Genomic DNA, 20,122 nt, shown 5'->3' with positions numbered 1-20,122 from the left:
ACTCTAAATTTTTACGATGCAAATGTAATTAATTAGTGGAATAGTTTGGTTTAAAAGTTTTTAGAAAAAATTGAATGTGATTTGTTATTTACTTAATGACTTATTATAAAATCTAGTCAAGATTATATTTACAAAAAACCCAAAGCTAATAACTTTGGGTTTATCTAAATAAAAGCAAACTTAGCGCAATTCTTCACAATAAAATCCATGCATACCTAATAATCCTAAAACAGATTCTGGCTTTAGATGATTGGTTTCAATTCTGAGAATATTGTCGCAATCTTCTAAATCAAAATTCCAAAAATCATTTTTGGTCATTACCGTGTTTAAAATTGGTTGTAATCTACTAATCTCTTCTTTATTTTCAACTGAAGTCTTAAAGACTAATACCGTATTGTTTAATTGTGATCTCATCTGTAACTTATTAATCGCGTACATAAAACAATGGTGGTTCTATACCTAAAGAGCGCAAATACACATAAGCTTGAGCCCTATGGTGAATCTCATTATCAATAAAGTATAAAATCTGTGAATAGATAGTTCCTTCATACTGTCCAAACAAAGTTACTGTTTCTTGAAACTGTTCTATTTTTATTCTCTTCCAGTAAGTATTTATAACCTCTGTAGCTTCATCCCATAGTTTTAGAAATGTAGCTTTAGTATTATCATGCTTAAATTCTTCATCAAAAACTTCGGGTTTGCCATTTATAATTTCTTTAAGTCCTGGTTCTGCAATAGCTATAAGCTCCATAACCATTTTAGAAAAAGGGCGCATACCACCAATAGTATGATTAAAAAAAGCATCTTCAGGAAAGGCTTCTATAACACGTCGGGTTACACGTCTATGACCTTGCCAATGCGTTAGAAGTGATGACGGACTAATGACCTGAGGGTAAGTTTGGTTTGTTGTAGTTTCCATATTTATTGGTTTAAAATTAGTATTAATGCAAATGTATTTACAGGTGGTGACAGCCTTATGTCAGCAGTGATTATAAATAATTAAATAAATTTTAAATTTCTGTATTTCAATATGTTACAGAATATTTAAGTGAAGTTTATTAACTACTGACAATAGGTTGTCATCATTATGATCTTTCTTTATGAAATAATTGAAAACATCATTTAAAGAGCTAGGTTCTTCTGATGGATGAGTCATTATGATTAAATTAAAAACCTATTTCAAATCACACTTTTATTTGAAGTCCTATCTTTGGGAGATATGCTATGCCATTATGAGTACAGACACTATTAAACGATTCGACCGTATTGTTTCCATACTAATACAATTACAATCCAAACGCATTGTTAAGGCTCAAGAGTTAGCCGATAGATTTAATGTGAGTTTACGAACCATTTACAGGGATGTAAGGACATTAGAAGCATCTGGAGTACCTATTATTAGCGAAGCTGGTGTTGGCTATTCTATAATGGAAGGTTATCGTTTACCACCTGTTATGTTTACTCGAGAAGAAGCCAGTAGTTTTGTTGCTGCCGAAAAACTGATGCAAAAGTACGTAGACAAATCCCTTGGAAATTACCACGAATCTGCAATGCTAAAGATAAAATCAGTCTTAAGAGGTCGTGAAAAAGATTGGATTTCTGCTTTAGATTCTCAAATTACTGTAGATTCTACTCAGCAACTATTTAACGAAAACCTACCTAATGCTTTAGAAATTCTTTTTGAAAGTATAGCTGAGCGTAAACAGTTCTTTTTAAAATATCACTCCATGCAAAGCGAACATCCTTCAGAGCGTTTTGTCGAACCTGTTGGACTATATCATGAAAACAATAATTGGTATTTATATGGTTATTGCCACTATAGAAAAGATTATCGGCAATTTAGAACCGATAGAATGCTTGATATCAAAAGAACAGATATTCCATTTACCAAAACTCATGGAAGTTTAGAAAATTATTTAAATAAAGTCAGTACTATTGAGAAAACTAAAGTTGTTATTTGTGTTGATAAATCTGTACTTAGATATATAAACAATTCAAAAAAAGCACATGGATTTGTTTCTGAAAAAACTCTAGATAAGCAAGTAGAAATGACGTTTATGACAACCAATGTAAAGGATTGGTTTTCGAGATGGTATATTACTTTTGCAGATTACGCTGAGGTTGTTGAGCCAGAAAGCCTAAAATTGCATATGAAAGATATTTTAAATAAAGCGATTGAAAGACTTTAATGATATTGAGTTTAGTTACAAAAAATCCTAAGCTAGAAACTTAGGATTTAAAATATCTAATGTCTTTACAGACTTAATCTTCAGGGTGCATAAAGCGTTGCTTACCCAATAATTCTTCTTCTGTTTCTACGATATCTTCATCCGGAACACAACAGTCTACAGGACATACAGCGGCACACTGAGGCTCTTCATGAAAGCCCATACACTCTGTACACTTATCTGGTGCAATGTAATACAACTCATCACTTATAGGTTTTTGTGTTTCGTCTGCATCAACTTCCTTACCATTTGGTAAGACTATTTTTCCTTTTAGGCTCGTGCCATCAGCATAGCGCCAATCGTCAGCACCTTCGTAAATAGCAGTATTTGGGCATTCTGGCTCACAAGCTCCACAATTAATACATTCGTCTGTGATTATAATTGCCATAGTAATTTTTCTTTTTTTATTGCTTAATTTTGCAGTTGCAAAAATAGAGCCAAATTGGCGGTTTACCAAATAGGAGATGGATTTACAACAAAGAATTAACGCTTTTATAAAATTAGGTACTTTTTTAGGTCAATTTACTACAAATGGTATATGCAAAAATGATACTATAGAAGCTAATGATTTGTTTTTCGATGGCTTTAAGCATCAAATAAAACTTGCAAAAGAACACAATGGTTGGTTTACAGAAAATAATATACTTTTTAGTTTAGAGTCTTGGTCTAAAGCATTAACTAATAGTAACATTAACACATGGATAAAGAATTATAACTTTACTAATACAAGTTCTCAGAAAATAGCCATAATTATGGCAGGGAATATTCCATTAGTTGGTTTTCATGATTTTTTATCTGTTCTCATTTCTGGCCATGAGGTTTTAGTAAAGCAATCCTCAAATGACAAGCATCTACTACCCTTTTTAGCAAAATATTTAGAGCTTATTGAACCTGATTTCAAAGGAAAAATTACGTTCACAGTAGAGAAACTCAAAGACTTTGATGCTGTAATAGCAACTGGAAGTGATAATACTGCGCGTTATTTTGAATACTATTTTAAAGACAAACCATCCATAATTAGAAAAAACAGAAATTCAGTAGCGATACTTACAGGAAATGAAACCTCTAAACAGTTAGAAGCCTTATCTGAAGATATTTTTAGATATTATGGACTGGGCTGTAGAAATGTTTCTAAACTATTTGTACCAAAGCAGTATAATTTTGATGCATTTTTTAATGCAGTATATAAATGGCATCCCATTATACAGCAAGCCAAGTACGCTAACAATTATGATTACAACAAAGCTGTATATTTAATGAGTGAATTCGATATGCTGGAAAATGGTTTTTTAATGATAAAAGAAGATGAAAGCTACGCATCGCCTATTGCCACATTGTTTTTCGAAACATATAGCTCAATAGAAAATTTGAAGCAAAAACTAAAGGTAGATGCTGATAAAATTCAGTGCGTTGTGGCTGATGATGTTTTAGAAAATGAAATACCCTTTGGTGAAACCCAAAAGCCCCAACTTTGGGATTATGCAGATAATGTTGATACTGTTGAATTCTTGTTAAAAATTTGACTTAAAAATTATCAATTTATTAATGTTTAATAACCAATTAATTAGCACCTTTGTAGCTGTTTAATTATTAAATAATGGATTCCCAATAGTACCTCAGTATAGTCTGAAGATGGGAAGGAAAATAAAATTTTCATGAAAAAACATAATTTTAGTGCAGGTCCATGCGTATTACCAAAATCTGTAATACAAAAAGCCTCTGAAGCCCTTTTAGATTTTGACGAAGGTTTATCACTTATAGAGATTTCGCATCGCAGTAAGCCTTTTGTAGATGTAATGGAAAATGCAAGAGCATTAGCTTTAGAATTGCTAGGTTTAGAAGGCAAAGGCTACAAAGCCTTATTTCTACAAGGAGGTGCAAGTACACAGTTTTTAATGGTAGCCCTTAATCTTTTAGAAAAAAGAGCAGGTTACCTAAATACTGGAACCTGGAGTGACAAAGCTATTAAGGAAGCTAAAATTTATGACGACATCTATGAAGTAGCATCTTCTAAGAGTGCTAACTTTAATTACATACCAAAAGGATATGATATCCCTGAGGATTACGATTATTTCCATTGCACATCCAACAATACCATTTTTGGAACACAAATGAAGCATTTCCCAAAATCATCGATTCCTATGGTATGTGACATGAGTAGTGATATTTTTTCACGTCAATTAGATTTTACGCAATTTGATATCATCTATGCTGGTGCGCAAAAAAATATGGGACCAGCGGGTACCACACTGGTTATCGTAAAAGAGGACATTCTTGGAAAAGTGTCTCGTAAAATCCCATCAATGATGGATTACAAAGTACATATTGGTAAAGGCAGTATGTTTAATACACCACCAGTATTTGCGGTATATGTGTCAATGTTAACCATGCAATGGTTAAAAGACTTAGGAGGTATTAAAGCCATTGAAGAAGAAAACGAAAAGAAAGCACGTTTAATATATTCTGAAATAGATTTAAATCCATTATTTAAAGGTTACGCTGTAAAAGAAGATCGTTCTCATATGAATGCAACTTTTACTTTAGAAAACGAAAACCTTAAGGAAACCTTTGATGCCATGTGGAAAGAAGCTGGTATTAATGGTTTAAATGGTCATAGAAGTGTTGGTGGCTACCGCGCATCTATGTACAATGCCTTGTCTTTAGATAGTGTTAAGGTATTGGTTGAAGTAATGAGCGAATTAGAGAGTAAAGCATAAATGCAATTTAGAATAAGCTACAGTATCTATTCAAACAAAAAAAACTATATAAAAACAAATTTTCCGCCCTAGCGGAAATGAAAATTAAAATTTTCAATGAAAGTACTAGCAAACGACGGAGTTTCTCAAAGTGGTATCAAAACATTAGAAGCTGCCGGATATGAAGTAATCACAACAACAGTTGCACAAGAGCAGTTAGAAAATTATATCAATGCCAATGAGATTTCAGTTTTGTTGGTAAGAAGTGCAACTACAGTTAGAAAAAATATAATAGACAACTGCCCAAGCCTAAAAGTTATTGGTCGTGGTGGTGTTGGTATGGATAATATTGATGTAGAATACGCACGTAGCAAAGGATTACATGTCATCAATACGCCAGCAGCATCGTCTCATTCTGTAGCAGAATTGGTGTTTGGTCATTTCTATGGTTTGGCGCGTTTTCTACACAATTCTAATCGCGACATGCCTTTAGAAGGTGATGCTAACTTTAAAGGCTTAAAGAAAGCTTATGCAAAAGGCACAGAATTAAAAGGTAAAACCCTTGGTGTTCTTGGGTTTGGACGCATTGGTCAAGCTACAGCAAAAGTGGCTATTGGTGCCGGAATGAAAGTTGTTGCTTATGATCCATTTATGGAAAAAGCAAATCTTGAATTAGAGTTTTTTGATGGGCAAAAAGTAAATTTTGAAATTAAAACCATTTCAAAAGAAGATGTCTTAAAACAAGCTGATTTTTTAACACTCCATGTACCAGCTCAAAAAGATTATGTAATTGACGAAAAGGAATTTGGCCAAATGAAAGATGGAGTGATTATAGCTAATGCTGCTCGTGGTGGTGTAGTTAATGAAGTTGCACTTGTAAAAGCTATCGAGAGCGGAAAGGTAGCTAGAGCCGCACTAGATGTTTTTGAAAAAGAACCAAAACCAGAAGTACAATTATTAATGAATCCTGCACTATCATTAACACCTCATACAGGTGCCGCAACCAATGAAGCGCAAGATAGAATTGGTACAGAACTGGCACAACAAATTATTAATATTCTTGGCTAACCAATAAAAATGTGACCAAAGCCAACAAACTGAGTCCTACAATTGTAAGGACTTTTTTTGTACCTTGATAAACTGAATTTTTATTAACCTTAATACATATTATAACAAAATGGCAGGAATTTTAGACTTATTAAACAGCGACTTAGGAAAAACTATTATTAATGGTGTTTCGGGTTCTACAGGGACAGATCAAAATAAAACAAGTAGTGTACTAACAATGGCATTACCTGTATTAATGAAAGCTATGGAACGTAACGCTTCTACTCCACAAGGTGCAGAAGGACTTATGGGAGCTTTAAGTAATAAGCATGATGGTAGTATTTTAGATAATCTAGGTGGGTTATTTGGTGGCGGAGTGGATGAAGATATTAAAACCGACGGAGATAAGATTCTTGGTCATGTATTAGGTCAAAGACGTCAAGGTGTTGAAAAGGTTATAGGTGAAAAATCTGGATTAGATATGGGTTCAGTAGCCAATATACTAAAGGTAGCTGCACCAATATTAATGGGTGTTTTGGGTAAACAAGCACGTCAAAATAATGTCTCTAATCAAAGTGATTTAGGTGGTTTACTCGGTGGCTTACTTGGTGGTAATGATACAAAACAAGAACAAAGCTTCTTAGAACAAGTATTAGATGCTGATGGTGACGGAAGTGTTATTGACGATGTTGCTGGCATGGTACTAGGCGGTGGGTCTAAGAAAAAAAGCGGTCTTGGCGGTCTCTTAGGCGGTTTATTCGGTAAATAAAATTTTTACCAAACACATAGCAAAGCAGTTCTTTTAGAGCTGCTTTTTTTGTTTTAAACTTACTGAAAACACCAATTTACTCATTCTACAATTGAGATTACTAGTTTGCTGTTTAAAATGACCTATTTATTGATTTAGTTTGTAATGTTAAATTCAAACTGATCAAAAAGAATACTCACAAATTTTTAATACCTTTAAAATCATGAAAAAGATCATACCCATTCTTATCCTTATTATATTAATTGCAAGCTGTAAATCTTATAACAATAACCAAACTATAAATAATGGAAACGATAGTAATTTGGTAGAAAACGATACTGTTTCTATTAGTAGTGACGAAACAGATTACGAAATTATTATTATTGAACCAGGGTTTAATGCATGGCTGGTTGGCACCGCCAGACCCAGAGGGCATTACTCACAACAATGGTTAGAAACTAGAAATGCACTTTTGGTACAGGCATGGAACCAAAGAAACCTCCAACCTAGTGTCTACAATCCAGACCTTTATCAACTTCGCATAGATTATGATACACGCACAGATTATGGGTATGATGTAAACTATAAACTGTACAATTACTTTATATATTTTCAGCTAAAATACAACCAGCGATTAACATCATTTGTTCCAAGAATTTAGTGTAAATTTGCAGCACTTTAAAAAGTGTTATGGAGAAATTTAAAACACATTGGGAAATACAACATAATTGGCAGTTGTTATTTCCCTTTTTTGGTTTGTTAACTCTAGGATATTCTGCATATAAAATAGCAAATGCTTTTCTTAGTAGCTATGCAAAAGTATATATAGTCATTACTACTATCCTGGTCTTTTATATATTACTCAAGCTCACGCTGTTCATTTTTAAAAAACTAGAAAATAAATGGATTTTAGACTACAAATGGGAAATGATTCGTGTATTTATGGTATTTGCCATAACAGGATCCTCTTCACTTTATATAGGCAGACCAATAATGAAGCTTATAGGCATAACTAAAGAAAACTTAAATCCAATAATATATTGGATATTATTTATTATCATTGGGCTAATTTTTTATCAAATACTTTTAGTTACCTTTGGCTGGTTATTTGGTCAGTTTAAATTCTTTTGGGAATTTGAAAAGAAAATGCTAAGACGATTTGGATTAAAGCGATTTGTAGATTGAATCTAAAAACTATCATAACATCATTTTTTAAGGTTATAGCCATTGTGCTATCACTTTCGGTTTTATTACCTAGTGTAGTAAAACTTTCGCATGTCTTTAATCATCATGAGCATGAAGTTTGCGAAAATGATGATAATGGATATACGCATTTTCATGAAGCCGATTTAGATTGTGACTTCTATAAGTTTAAGTTAAATACAAATTATTATTCAGGTATTTATAGTAAGGATACCTTGATTCAAAAAGATTATAATAAAATTGAATCGTGTTTTTATATATACTTAAGAACACATCAACAAGACACTTCTTTCCTTAGAGGGCCACCATTTTTGGTATAAAATTTTCGATTTTAAGATATTATTAATTTTTAAGTACTAAACAAAAATTAACACTTATTGTTTAGTACACACTCTATTATAACATTCGGTTATGAGATTTTGTGCTATTATAGTACTTTTTGCATATTTTCAAGTAGGTTTCACCCAGAATTGTGATTCAATACTTCTTGGTGAACTCAAAGATTTTCACGATAATACTCCTATTGTTGGTGCAACACTGTTTATAAAAAATTTAAATAAGTATGTTACATCTGATGAAAACGGGAAATTTAAAATTGAAAATCTATGTAAAGGTGAGATTACCTTAGTTATTTCTCACATTGCCTGCGAAACCAAAACAGTTACTTATAATATTGATGGTGATGTATTTAAAAGTGTTTTTTTAGAACATCATTTAGAGCAATTAAACGAAGTTGTAGTATCGGCAAATACTAAAATTGATAATACAAGCATACAGCGGTCTCTTAAAAAAGAAACCATAGATGATTTCTCTGATAAATCTTTAGGTGACGCACTCAACACTATAAGTGGAGTGTCTTCTTTAAACACAGGAAATACGATAGTAAAACCAATGATACATGGACTGCATAGTAGCAGGCTTTTAATTATCAATAACAATGTGCGCTTATTCGATCAAGAATGGGGAGATGAGCATGCACCAAACATTGATATTAATGCTGCTGGACGTATAGATGTTATTAAAGGTGCCAATACACTAATGTATGGAAGTGATGCCATTGGTGGCCTTATTCTAATACGTTCTCAAAATTATGCCGCCAAGGATAGCATATTTGGAACTACTTCGCTATCGCTTAATACTAATGGTTGGGGAGGTAATATCAATTCAGAAATCGTAAGAACTTATGAGAACGGACTCTATGGTAAACTACAAGCGAGTTATCGAAAATTTGGAGATTTTGAATCTCCAGAATATCAACTCAGCAATACTGGACTAAGAAGTGTTAATGCATCTGCCAGAATTGGTTATAAATCTTTTGAAAAAGGTTTTGAAGCCTACTATAGTTTTGTGGATAATGAGTTTGGAATTCTTAGAGCTTCGCATATTGGTAATGTTAATGATTTGGTCAGGGCGATTAATAGTGGTGAACCTCAGGTTATTGATGATTTCTCTTATGACATTGATAATCCTAGACAATCTATATTACATCATTTAGGTAAAGTTGAAGCATATAAACGTTTTAAAGGTCTTGGAAAATTATCAGTGCAATATGATTTTCAAATTAATCGAAGAAAAGAATTTGATTTAAGAAGAGGAAATAGAAGTAATACACCTGTTATAGATTTAAGATTATTTACAACATCTTTACAGTCCAACTTAAAAATCGATGCGTATGATAATCTAAAATTAAATACTGGGTTTTTATTACGTTATCAACAGAATAATGCTGTATCTGGTACTGGTGTTAGTCCATTAATTCCAGATTTTGATAAATACGATGTAGGTGCCTATGTTACCGGGACATATAATTTAGATCTCTTTACTGAAGTAAGCGCAGGCTTTAGATATGATTTTTCCCGTATTGAAGCTGAAAAACGCTACAGATTGGCTGACTGGAATGAAATCTATAACTATGATGAACTATTCCCTGAATTTGAATCAGGAACCATTGAGGATTCCAGAATCTTAACTTTTCCTGAATTTTCATTTCATAATTTCTCTGCAAGTCTGGGTTTAACCAGGCATTTTAGTAATGATATTGATCTATTTTTCAACTACGGATTAGCATCTAGAATGCCAAATCCATCAGAGTTATTTAGTGATGGATTACATCATAGTGCAGCCCGAATAGAAATCGGTTTATTAACCATGCAAAAAGAAGTCGCTAATAAATTTGTAATGTCTATAGAGCGTAATAACCAAAATTTTGGTTTTACCGTTAGTCCATACTATAAGTATATTAATGATTTTATTCAATTAATACCTAATGGAATCACAACCACTGTGAGAGGTGCATTTCCTGTATGGGAATACAATCAAATTAATGCTCGCATATTTGGAATTGATATAGATATAAACAAAAAGATTAGCAACTTTTTTAGTTATAATGGTAGTATAAGCTTGTTACAAGGAGATAATCTATCAGATGATATTCCCCTGATAAATATGCCTGCTACTAATTTTACAAATTCAATTACATATTATAATGAAGACTTAAATCAACTATCTGTTGGTTTGAGACAAAAAACTGTATTACAACAAAATAGATATCCAGATTATAATTTTTTTACGTTTGATCCAATACTACAAGAAGATGTTTTTGTAGATATTAGCTCAACGCCTTCTGCCTATACACTTGTCGATTTTAATAGCTCTATCAACTTTAAGGCTTTTAAAACTGGAAACTTAAATATAGCGTTCAATGTATCTAACCTTTTCAATGTTTCGTATAGAGAAAATCTAAACAGGTTAAGATATTTTGCAGACGAACTAGGTAGAAATTTTAATATTAAACTCAAATTAAATTATTAATAAATTATGTTACACTTTAAATTAAAGACTATGAAAACAATTAAATTATTAGCACTATTTTTTATCTCGGGCTTGGCTATGACAAGCTGTTCTAGTGATGATGATGGTGGTGAAAACGACGAAGAACTTATCACTACAGTAGTATTAACACTAACTAACACTGCAAATGCAGCAGATATAGTAACATTAACTTTCACAGATTTAGATGGTGAAGGTGGTAATGAACCCGTTTATACTCCTGCTGTATCAACATTATCTACCAATACAACGTATACTGGCTCAATCCAGTTATGGAATGCTACAGAGAATCCACCAGAAGATGTAAATGAAGAAATCGTAGGAGAAGCTGATGAGCATGAGTTTTTCTATACACCAAGCGTTGCTGGTATGACTGTTGTTAAAACTGATACAGATGGTGATGGAAATCCTCTAGGTATTGAAACTACTGTTACTACCGGAACTGTAGGAACAGGAGGTCTAAATGTAGTTTTAAGACATGAGCCTTCAAAACCAAATGATGGTACTTTAGCTGGTGCAGGAGGAAGTACAGATGTAGAAGTTAATTATTCTATTTCTGTTCAATAAAACTATTTTTGTAATACGGATAAAAAGGGCTGAATTAAAATTCAGCCCTTTTTATTTAAGATAGTATGGTATTATTTTTTTCTGATTTTAGAACAAATGTATACAACCACATTAAAGTAAATGTAGGTACTACGTCAAAGAATGGTAATGCTTCTTCAACAAAAGTAATAACTGCAGCAATTTTCCCTTCTCTCCCTTTGTACATTTTCGTCATAAAAAAAGCAGACATTGGAGCCCAAATAAAATCAAATGGAGGAAAGATAAAAGATACGTATCCAAGTCCATCAAAAAGTAGACTTAATATAAGTTTTTGGTGTTTTTTCATTTATAGTTTATAGTGTTAAACATTTTACTATGTACAATAAGTATTCCAAAAAGTAGCCCAATCAGCAGGTCTACAGCTACGCACTCATTTTAACGTTTAATTAAGAGCATTGCATAACCTTAGAACTTAGATTTGTAGTGTTATATTGTAACAACGGTAAAAGTGCATATATCTTTACCCTTTAGAATAATCATCATCAATCATTGCGAATGCGTTCCATACTTGCCTTTTTGATTTTTTGTTTTTCAACTATTGCGCAGTCCCAAGAAAATACGGTTTTAACAAAAGATAAAAAAACACTCTATATTACCCGAGCTGAAAAAGCGCCAAAAATAGATGCTATTTTAGATGATGAGGCATGGCAAAATGCAGAAATTGCAACAGGTTTTATTCAATTTAGACCAGATATTGGTAATACACTCCCACCAGAACGTCGTACTGAAGTAAAAATGACATACGATGATAAAGCTATTTATGTAGCTGCATATCTTTATGATGACCCGACAAAAATCATGAAGCAGTTAACTAGCAGGGATAATTTTGGACAAAATGACTTCTTTTCAGTTATATTAAATCCAAATAATGATGCTCAAAATGACACTAACTTTTTTGTATTTAGCTCTGGTCAACAAGCAGATGCTATTGCAAATCCAAGTATAGGTGAAGATTTTAGCTGGAATGCCGTTTGGCAGAGTGCTGTAAAGATTGTGGATGATGGATGGATCGTTGAAATTGAAATTCCATATAGGACTTTGCGTTTTCCTAACCAAGAAGAACCTACTTGGGGCTTACAATTTCATAGACATTTTAGAAGAGAGCGTTCGCAATTTACATGGAATGAATTTGACCCCACTCAAGGAAATATAGGTTTATATCATGGAGAATTAAAAGGTCTAAAGGATTTAAAACCACCTGTTAGGCTAAATCTATACCCCTTTTCAACAGGAATTGTAGATAGCTTTGATGGTGACACAGAAACCGATTTAACATTTGGTATGGATGTTAAATACGGCATTACAGATAATTTTACACTCGATGCGACTTTAGTACCAGATTTTAGCCAGGCAGGATTTGATAATATAGTGCTTAACCTTGGTCCTTTTGAACAAACATTTTCTGAGCAACGTCAATTTTTTACTGAAGGTGTGGATCTTTTCTCTAAAGGGGGTTTATTTTTCTCTAGACGTGTAGGTGGTCGTCCTAGCGGCATTTTAGACCTCGATGAAAGTGAAGAAGCAAATGTGCCAGATGAGGTTAAAGTACTAAATGCTATCAAGGTTTCAGGTAGAACCAAAAATGGATTAGGTGTCGGTATTTTTAATGCTATTACAGAAAAAACTGAAGCAACAATTACAAATACGGAAACTGGCGAAAAAAGACGCGAGATTGTAGAACCATTTACCAATTATAATATAGTAGTTGTTGATCAGCAGTTTAACGGTAACTCTTCAATTAGTTTAATTAATACTAATGTAATGAGAGAAGGTGAATTTAGAGATGGTAATGCAACTGCTATTGTAACCAATCTTCAAAACAAAAGGAATACCTACCAGATTAATGCTGAAGCAAAAATGAGTCATGTAAACTATCAGGATATAGATAGTGAAACAGGTTTTAGCTCTTTCTTCTATATCGGTAAAACTCACGGAAACTGGCGTTATAGTTTTGACCATAGATTTGCAGACACTAAATACGAAATCAATGATTTAGGTCTTAACTTTAGAAATAACTTCAATAATTTTGGTGCAGATGTTTGGTATCAAATCTTTGAGCCCAAAGGCAACCTAAATAGTTATCGTTTTAATGCATGGATTAATTATAGAAACCTTGCAAATCCTGGTGTATTTACAGGCACTAATTTTGGAGCTAACTATAATGCACAAACTAAAAAGCTTAATAGTTATGGTTTTAATATTAATATATCGCCCGGTAAGCAATATGATTATTTTGAATCTAGAGATGGTAGGCCTTTCATCTTTGAAAACATAGCTAGTGTTCGAGGTTTTTATTCTTCAAACTATAACAAGAAATTTGCTTTCGATATTAATGCTAATATTTTTAAAATATTTGAAGATGGTAGAGATTTATTCGGATATAACTTTAACCTAAGCCCCAGAATAAGAGCAAATGATAAGTTACTAATGATTTATCGTTTTAACCTTAACATGTCAAACGGACAAAGAGGTTATGCAACATTTGAAGATGACCAGCCTATTTTTGGAGAACGCAATCGTAAAAGAGTTACAAATACAATTTCTGCTAATTATACGTTCAATCCTTTTAACACACTCGCATTGACCTTTAGACATTATTGGGATACTGTGAAATATGACCGTGAACTGTTTACCCTACTAGATAATGGTAAACTAACAACAGATTCTGGCTATACTGTAGATAATGTAGAGAACGACCCAAATATCAACTTCAGCACATGGAATATTGATCTTAGTTACTCATGGCAATTTGCACCTGGCAGCTTCTTAACTGCTCTATATAGAAACCAGTTATTTAATAATAATGATATGTCTGAAGATAGTTTTTCAGAAAGTTTAGGAACATTATTTGAACAACCAATTCAACACACGTTTTCTGTTCGTTTGCAATATTTTATAGATTTTAATGGTATTAAATCTATTTTTAATAAGAAAAACAAAGGGCAAAATGGACAAGCTAATATGTTTTACAATTCAATTAATAATTCCTATACAATCAATACACATCCTCAATTGATAATGTAATAATCGTATTAAAATAGTATTTTCGCTTTCTATATGATTAAAGCCAAAAACATTTATAAATCTTACAACGCACTTAAAGTACTTAAAGGGGTAGATATTACTATTTCTGAAAGTGAAATTATATCCATTGTTGGTGCGTCTGGAGCAGGAAAAACAACCCTTTTGCAAATTTTAGGTACTTTAGATGTACCCGATCATAAACCCGATACAGAATTAATTATCAATGATCAACCTGTTACAATATTAAAAGATAAAGAATTGGCAAGATTTAGAAACAAACATATAGGTTTTATCTTTCAGTTTCACCAATTATTACCAGAATTTACAGCTTTAGAGAATGTCTGCATCCCTGCTTTTATTAATAATACGCCAAAGTCCGAAGCCGAAAAACGCGCTATAGAATTATTAGATTATTTAGGTTTAAAAGAGCGTATACATCATAAACCTAATAGTATGTCTGGTGGAGAACAACAACGTGTAGCAGTAGCCAGAGCTCTTATAAACCAACCAAAAATTATCTTTGCCGATGAACCGTCGGGAAATTTGGATAGCGAATCTGCTGAACAACTTCACAATTTGTTTTTTAAACTTAGAGATAAGTTTAAACAAACTTTTGTAATCGTAACTCATAACCAAGAACTTGCTGAAATGGCAGACCGAAAGTTAACCATGGTAGATGGTAAGATTATTTAAAGCTATTCAATCTGTTCGCCATGCTGACTTATATCCAGACCTCGTTCTTCTTGGTCTTCACGCACACGCATTTTAACTAATACATCTACAATTTTAAAGAGTAAATAACTTCCTCCAAACGTAAAAATGGCTGTTAAAAACAAGGTAATAATATGATAATAAAACGTTTCAGTTTCTCCATAAACCAAACCAACGTTTGCAGCAAAAACGGCAGTTAGCAACATACCTACAACACCACCAATACCATGGCTAGGGAACACATCCAAAGTATCATCAATGCCAGATTTATTTTTTAAATGGATCATCCAATTAGAAATTATAGAAGCAACAAAACCAATGACAACGGACTGTCCAATATTTACAAAGCCTGCTGCTGGTGTAATAGCTACTAAACCAACAACTGCACCAATACATGCACCTACCGCTGACATCTTCCTTCCCATAAAACGCTCATAGAACAACCATGCAATCATAGCTGTAGCCGATGCAATATTAGTATTAGCAAAAGCAATAACAGCATCGCCATTGGCTCCTAAAGCTGAGCCTGCATTAAAACCAAACCAACCAAACCAAAGCATACCTGTACCGAGAATAACATACGGCACATTTGCATGTGTCTCCTCAGCGACTTTTCGTTTTCCTAAATACAATGCGCCTGCAAGAGCAGCAAAACCAGCAGACATATGTACTACTGTTCCTCCTGCAAAATCAAGAACACCCCAATTTCTAAATAAGCCATCAGGATGCCACGTCATATGTGCCAATGGACTATAAATTAAAAGACTGAATAATACCATAAATAAAATATAGCTCCTAAAACGAATACGCCCAGCAAAGCTTCCAGTTATTAATGCCGGAGTTATTATAGCAAATTTTAATTGAAATAGTGCATATAACAAAAAAGGAATAGAATCAGAAAAATCTGGATTGGGTTCTACACCAACGTCTTTAAAATTAAAATATGTGAATGGATTACCTATAATCCCACCAATACTGTCGCCAAAAGCTAAACTGAACCCAACTAATACCCACAGGACACTAATTACACCTAAGGCCACAAAACTTTGAAGCATTGTTGATATCACATTTTTCTTGTTTATCATTCCTCCATAAAAAAAGGATAAGCCAGGAGTCATTAATAAAACAAAGGCACTAGCTACAAGCATCCATGCTGTATCTGCCTTATTTATACTAGAAGTTAATTCTTGGTAGCTCGTTGCAGTAAAAGCAATAAATAAAACAATTATTGTTAGAACAATGAAGTTAATTTTCTTACCTATCATGAATGGTTATGTTTAGTTAATTTCAATTTAAAAAAACAGGTAGCAAAATATGTTTAATATCGCTGAAAATCAATGTAGAATCTGTAAAAAACCTAAATGTTTTTTTGGAATATGATAAAAATACGATCCATAAATTCAATTAGGTAAATAACATAAATCTAAAAATAGATTAGAATAATATATTACTGCTTTACTTTAAAAAGTTTTACTAACACTAATGGTTTTTAATAGCTTAAATCAGTATTTTCGTCAACCCAAAAAAATAATCAATGACAGTGACGGAGTTTAATCCTATAATAGAAGTTTTAGAAGAAGCTTACGAAATTCCGCATCTTAATGCTACCCGAAAGATTTCAGCAGTATTACCACATAATTACTATGAAACAGAAAAACGTTATCCTGTATTATACTTGCAAGATGGTCAAAATTTATTTAATCCATTAGCACCATATGGAGATTGGGCTATCGATAAATCTATGGCTAAATTAGCAAAAGAAGATCATGGTGACCTTATTATCATAGCAGTAGATCATGGTGAAAAAGAACGTATTAACGAATATTTACCCTATTATCATCCTCGCTTTGGAGAAGGCAAAGGCAATTTTTATATCCAATTTATGATAGAAAGGCTAATACCCTACATTAATAGTCATTACAGAACATTAACCGATTTTGAGAACACAGGTATTGGTGGTAGTTCTATGGGAGGCCTAATTAGCCTTTATGCTGGTCTTAAAAATCCGGGGGTGTTTGGTAAAATGATGATTTTCTCACCCAGCTTATGGATATCAAAAGCAGTATTTAATCATACAAAATCATTTAAACCTCTAGCGGAATCAAAGATTTATCTTTATGCTGGCGGAAAAGAAAGTATTGAACATTTACCAAATGCAACAAAACTTGGAGCAATCATTAAAGAAAAAATGGTAAAAGGTTACAATATCGATTTTCATTTTTCTATTAATGAAGAAGGTAGCCATGCAGAAGTGCATTGGCGCGAAGAATTTCCTAAAGCCGTAAAATGGCTTTATTTTTAATTAAAAAAACTATGACATTTGATCAAAAACAACATCTAGACACTTCCAAAGATTATATCGTACCCTGCCAAAAAAACAATATTGAAGCTGTTAAAGATATATTACCCATTACCAATCCAGATTTTGATGGTAGCTTTTCTACACACCTTCTACTCTATGGAAAAAATGGCAATCGTATTTACCTATTAGGACTCGGTGAAGAAAAACACAGTACTAAACTTGAAGAGGCCTTTAGAAAACTATCTGTAGATACTCAAAAATACTGGGGTAAATCCATACAAGTCTATACCAATGATTTAAATGGACACCAAATTCGTAAAGCCATTATAGGGCTGAAACTTGCTCAATATAAAATTGGAGAGTATAAATCTACTAAAGAAGAAACATCTAAAACATCGGTTTCTATCTGTACAACAGAAAATGTAGAGACCATAATAAACGAAGGTGCACTTATAGGGCAAACTATTAACAGAATAAAAGCATTAGTTGATGCTCCACCAAATATTAAAACACCAGAGTTTTTAGCAAAATGGGCTGGTAATTCTGCTGAAAACACAAATTATAAATGCACTATTTTTAATGAGGCAGAATTAAAAAATAAAGGATTTAAAGCCGTATTAGCCGTAGGAAAAGGAAGCGTAAACAGACCTGTAGCAATTTTTAACGAATACAAAGGTAAAACAGATAAAGAAGTAGATTTAGTTATAGTTGGAAAAGGCATAACCTTCGATTCTGGAGGCTTATCTATAAAACCCTCTACCAATTTGCATTACATGAAAAGCGATATGGGAGGTGCAGCTGTGGTTTTAGGTATTATTGAACTCATTGCTAAATTAAACCTTAGTGTTAATGTAACAGGAATAGTATGTTCTGCCGAGAATGCAGTTGATGCAGCGAGTTACCGACCTGGAGATGTCATAGAATCCTATTCTGGTAAAACTATAGAAATTATAGATACTGATGCTGAAGGGCGACTAGTGATGTGCGATGGATTAAGCTATGCTGTTAAAAATATTAAGCCAACTTATCTAATTGACATAGCTACTTTAACAGGAAGCGTAGTTAGAACCTTAGGTTACTCAGCTGCTGGTATGTTTACACACAATCAAGAGATGGCACAAACATTTTCTGAGATTGGCTATAAAGTTAACGAACGTGTTTGGCCTTTACCATTATTCGAAGATTTTGAAAATGATCTGCATAGTGATATAGCAGATATTAGAAACTTTAGTGGTAAACCTATAGCAGGTGCTATTAATGCTGCTAAATTTTTAGAAGCTTTTACCGACAATCATAAAAATTGGATGCACCTAGATATTGCTGGTGTAGCATTTGGTGATTCAGCTTATGCAAAAATGAAAAGTGCTACGGGTTATGGTATTCAGTTACTTTTAGAATTTATTAAAACTCTGGCGACTAAATAACATAAGTTTTTGTAATTTCAATCTATAGAACACCGCACAAATTATCTATGTAATAATTTTAGGCATACCAGAACATCTGGGACAACTATAAAATCAATAACTATGGCTAAACAACCCTTAAATTTTCTTTGTATTTGTACATATTTTAAAGGAATAGATTTTTTAAAAAGCTGTAAAGCAAATGGCAATAACGTATTTCTTCTAACTAAGAAAAAGTTAGAACATGAGTCCTGGCCTTGGGAAGCTATTGATGAAACGTTTTATATTGAAGAATGGAACCAGGATGATGTAGCCAAAGGCATAGCATATAAATTTCGCTCTATAAGGTTTGATAGGTTTGTAGCTTTAGACGATTTTGATGTCGAAAAAGTTGCATTACTCAGAGAGCATTTTAGAATGCCAGGTATGGGACGTACCACTGCACATTATTTTAGAGATAAGTTGGCAATGCGTATTAAAGCTAAAAATGAAGGGGTCAATGTGCCGGAATTTTCAGACTTATTTAATGACCAAAACATTAATGATTATGCCGATAGTATAAGCCCACCATGGCTAATAAAACCACGTATGGAAGCTTCTGCAACTGGTATAAAAAAAATACACAGTAAGGACGAGCTCTGGCAAGTTATTCATTCATTGGGTGACGATCGTGATGGCTATTTAGTAGAAAAATTTGCTCCTGGTGATGTATATCATGTAGATGGTCTTAATGTTGAAGGCAAAGTTGCTTTTTCTAGAGTTAGTAAATATTTAGACACACCTTTTGAAGTAGCTCATGGCGGAGGCATATTTAGATCTGCAACTTGTGAAATAGGGTCTAAAACCGAAAAAGCCTTACAAAAAATGAATAAAGATGTAATGAAGGCTTTTGGGATGCAATTTGGTGCGTCTCATACAGAATTTATTCAATCTAAATCTACAGGAGAGTTATTTTTTCTGGAAACCTCTTCTCGTGTTGGCGGTGCAAATTTAGCCGAAATGGTACAATATGCATCTGGTGTAAACCTTTGGTCAGAGTGGGCAAATGTAGAAATAGCTAACTTAAGACAAGTAACTTACAAATTACCAAAGATTAATAATACTTATGCTGGTATTGTGGTTTCGCTCAGCAGATTTGAGCATCCTGATACATCAAGCTTTACTGATAAGGAAATTGTATGGAGAATGAACAAAGCATGGCATATTGGTCTAATTATAGTATCGGACTCCAGTAAACGTGTTTTAGAGTTGTTAGATAACTATACAGAACGTATAAGTAAAGAGTTTCACGCAAGTTTACCAGCACCAAATAAGTCGGAGTAAAC

The 20,122-nt window shown here is 33.0% G+C and carries 20 protein-coding genes; 15 read left to right on the top strand and 5 right to left on the bottom strand.

What is annotated here, in order from left to right; translation table 11 throughout:
• Positions 1–180 precede the first annotated feature (180 nt).
• Together Q0912_RS07295 and Q0912_RS07290 are read right to left on the bottom strand one after the other, a co-directional pair.
• On the bottom strand, positions 181–414 hold the full coding sequence (locus tag Q0912_RS07295; protein ID WP_299113551.1) for a hypothetical protein: 234 nt from the start codon (positions 412–414) through the stop codon (positions 181–183).
• A gap of 10 nt (positions 415–424) precedes the next feature.
• Complete coding sequence (locus tag Q0912_RS07290) at positions 425–919, bottom strand: DinB family protein (RefSeq protein WP_299113547.1); 495 nt, start codon at positions 917–919, stop codon at positions 425–427.
• 313 nt (positions 920–1,232) lie between these two features.
• Between Q0912_RS07290 and Q0912_RS07285 the strand changes: the two genes are divergently transcribed.
• On the top strand, positions 1,233–2,189 hold the full coding sequence (locus tag Q0912_RS07285) for a YafY family protein (RefSeq protein WP_299113735.1): 957 nt from the start codon (positions 1,233–1,235) through the stop codon (positions 2,187–2,189).
• A 73-nt stretch (positions 2,190–2,262) separates the two neighbouring features.
• On the opposite strand, the gene Q0912_RS07280 is transcribed toward Q0912_RS07285, so the two are convergent.
• Positions 2,263–2,616 (bottom strand): 4Fe-4S dicluster domain-containing protein, encoded by a 354-nt coding sequence (locus Q0912_RS07280; RefSeq protein WP_299113545.1) that lies wholly within the window; start codon positions 2,614–2,616, stop codon positions 2,263–2,265.
• Positions 2,617–2,692: 76 nt separating this feature from the next.
• On the opposite strand from Q0912_RS07280, the gene Q0912_RS07275 reads away from it, so the two are divergent.
• The 9 genes from Q0912_RS07275 (at position 2,693) to Q0912_RS07235 (ending at position 11,318) form a co-directional block, all read left to right on the top strand.
• Positions 2,693–3,751, top strand: a complete 1,059-nt coding sequence (locus Q0912_RS07275) for an acyl-CoA reductase (protein WP_299113543.1) — start codon at positions 2,693–2,695, stop codon at positions 3,749–3,751.
• A gap of 132 nt (positions 3,752–3,883) precedes the next feature.
• Positions 3,884–4,945: a 3-phosphoserine/phosphohydroxythreonine transaminase gene (gene serC / locus Q0912_RS07270; RefSeq protein ID WP_299113542.1), complete on the top strand. Its 1,062-nt coding sequence runs from the start codon at positions 3,884–3,886 to the stop codon at positions 4,943–4,945.
• Between the two features lie 96 nt (positions 4,946–5,041).
• Positions 5,042–5,992, top strand: a complete 951-nt coding sequence (locus Q0912_RS07265) for a D-2-hydroxyacid dehydrogenase (protein WP_299113540.1) — start codon at positions 5,042–5,044, stop codon at positions 5,990–5,992.
• Positions 5,993–6,101: 109 nt separating this feature from the next.
• A complete protein-coding gene (locus tag Q0912_RS07260) occupies positions 6,102–6,740 on the top strand; it encodes a DUF937 domain-containing protein (protein ID WP_299113538.1) in 639 nt (212 codons plus the stop codon).
• A 202-nt stretch (positions 6,741–6,942) separates the two neighbouring features.
• Positions 6,943–7,380: a DUF6146 family protein gene (locus tag Q0912_RS07255; RefSeq protein ID WP_299113536.1), complete on the top strand. Its 438-nt coding sequence runs from the start codon at positions 6,943–6,945 to the stop codon at positions 7,378–7,380.
• 29 nt (positions 7,381–7,409) lie between these two features.
• Positions 7,410–7,904 (top strand): DUF6787 family protein, encoded by a 495-nt coding sequence (locus tag Q0912_RS07250; RefSeq protein ID WP_299113534.1) that lies wholly within the window; start codon positions 7,410–7,412, stop codon positions 7,902–7,904.
• Positions 7,901–8,242, top strand: a complete 342-nt coding sequence (locus tag Q0912_RS07245; protein ID WP_299113532.1) for a hypothetical protein — start codon at positions 7,901–7,903, stop codon at positions 8,240–8,242. The genes Q0912_RS07250 and Q0912_RS07245 overlap by 4 nt, the downstream gene beginning before the upstream one ends.
• 91 nt (positions 8,243–8,333) lie before the next feature.
• Positions 8,334–10,733, top strand: a complete 2,400-nt coding sequence (locus tag Q0912_RS07240; RefSeq protein WP_299113530.1) for a TonB-dependent receptor — start codon at positions 8,334–8,336, stop codon at positions 10,731–10,733.
• A 30-nt stretch (positions 10,734–10,763) separates the two neighbouring features.
• A complete protein-coding gene (locus Q0912_RS07235; protein ID WP_299113528.1) occupies positions 10,764–11,318 on the top strand; it encodes a type 1 periplasmic binding fold superfamily protein in 555 nt (184 codons plus the stop codon).
• Between the two features lie 55 nt (positions 11,319–11,373).
• Here Q0912_RS07235 and Q0912_RS07230 read toward each other — a convergent pair whose 3' ends face one another.
• Complete coding sequence (locus tag Q0912_RS07230) at positions 11,374–11,643, bottom strand: hypothetical protein (RefSeq protein ID WP_299113525.1); 270 nt, start codon at positions 11,641–11,643, stop codon at positions 11,374–11,376.
• A gap of 209 nt (positions 11,644–11,852) precedes the next feature.
• On the opposite strand from Q0912_RS07230, the gene Q0912_RS07225 reads away from it, so the two are divergent.
• Positions 11,853–14,381: a DUF5916 domain-containing protein gene (locus Q0912_RS07225; protein ID WP_299113522.1), complete on the top strand. Its 2,529-nt coding sequence runs from the start codon at positions 11,853–11,855 to the stop codon at positions 14,379–14,381.
• A 33-nt stretch (positions 14,382–14,414) separates the two neighbouring features.
• Complete coding sequence (locus tag Q0912_RS07220) at positions 14,415–15,074, top strand: ABC transporter ATP-binding protein (RefSeq protein WP_299113519.1); 660 nt, start codon at positions 14,415–14,417, stop codon at positions 15,072–15,074.
• Positions 15,075–15,076: 2 nt separating this feature from the next.
• Here Q0912_RS07220 and Q0912_RS07215 read toward each other — a convergent pair whose 3' ends face one another.
• Positions 15,077–16,357, bottom strand: a complete 1,281-nt coding sequence (locus Q0912_RS07215; RefSeq protein ID WP_299113517.1) for an ammonium transporter — start codon at positions 16,355–16,357, stop codon at positions 15,077–15,079.
• A gap of 269 nt (positions 16,358–16,626) precedes the next feature.
• Here Q0912_RS07215 and Q0912_RS07210 point away from each other — a divergent pair, with 269 nt between their 5' ends.
• From Q0912_RS07210 to Q0912_RS07200, 3 genes are all read left to right on the top strand, one after another.
• Positions 16,627–17,394 (top strand): alpha/beta hydrolase-fold protein, encoded by a 768-nt coding sequence (locus Q0912_RS07210; protein ID WP_299113515.1) that lies wholly within the window; start codon positions 16,627–16,629, stop codon positions 17,392–17,394.
• Positions 17,379–18,818 (top strand): leucyl aminopeptidase family protein, encoded by a 1,440-nt coding sequence (locus Q0912_RS07205; protein ID WP_299113513.1) that lies wholly within the window; start codon positions 17,379–17,381, stop codon positions 18,816–18,818. Before Q0912_RS07210 ends, Q0912_RS07205 begins: the two co-directional genes overlap by 16 nt.
• 102 nt (positions 18,819–18,920) lie before the next feature.
• On the top strand, positions 18,921–20,120 hold the full coding sequence (locus Q0912_RS07200) for an ATP-grasp domain-containing protein (protein WP_299113511.1): 1,200 nt from the start codon (positions 18,921–18,923) through the stop codon (positions 20,118–20,120).
• Positions 20,121–20,122 lie beyond the last annotated feature (2 nt).

Origin of the sequence: uncultured Winogradskyella sp., from assembly GCF_947498345.1 — a bacterium.
In the GTDB taxonomy this organism is placed as follows: domain Bacteria; phylum Bacteroidota; class Bacteroidia; order Flavobacteriales; family Flavobacteriaceae; genus Winogradskyella.
Note: the sequence above shows the minus strand (reverse complement) of the source record. Positions and strands in the feature narration are given on the sequence as shown.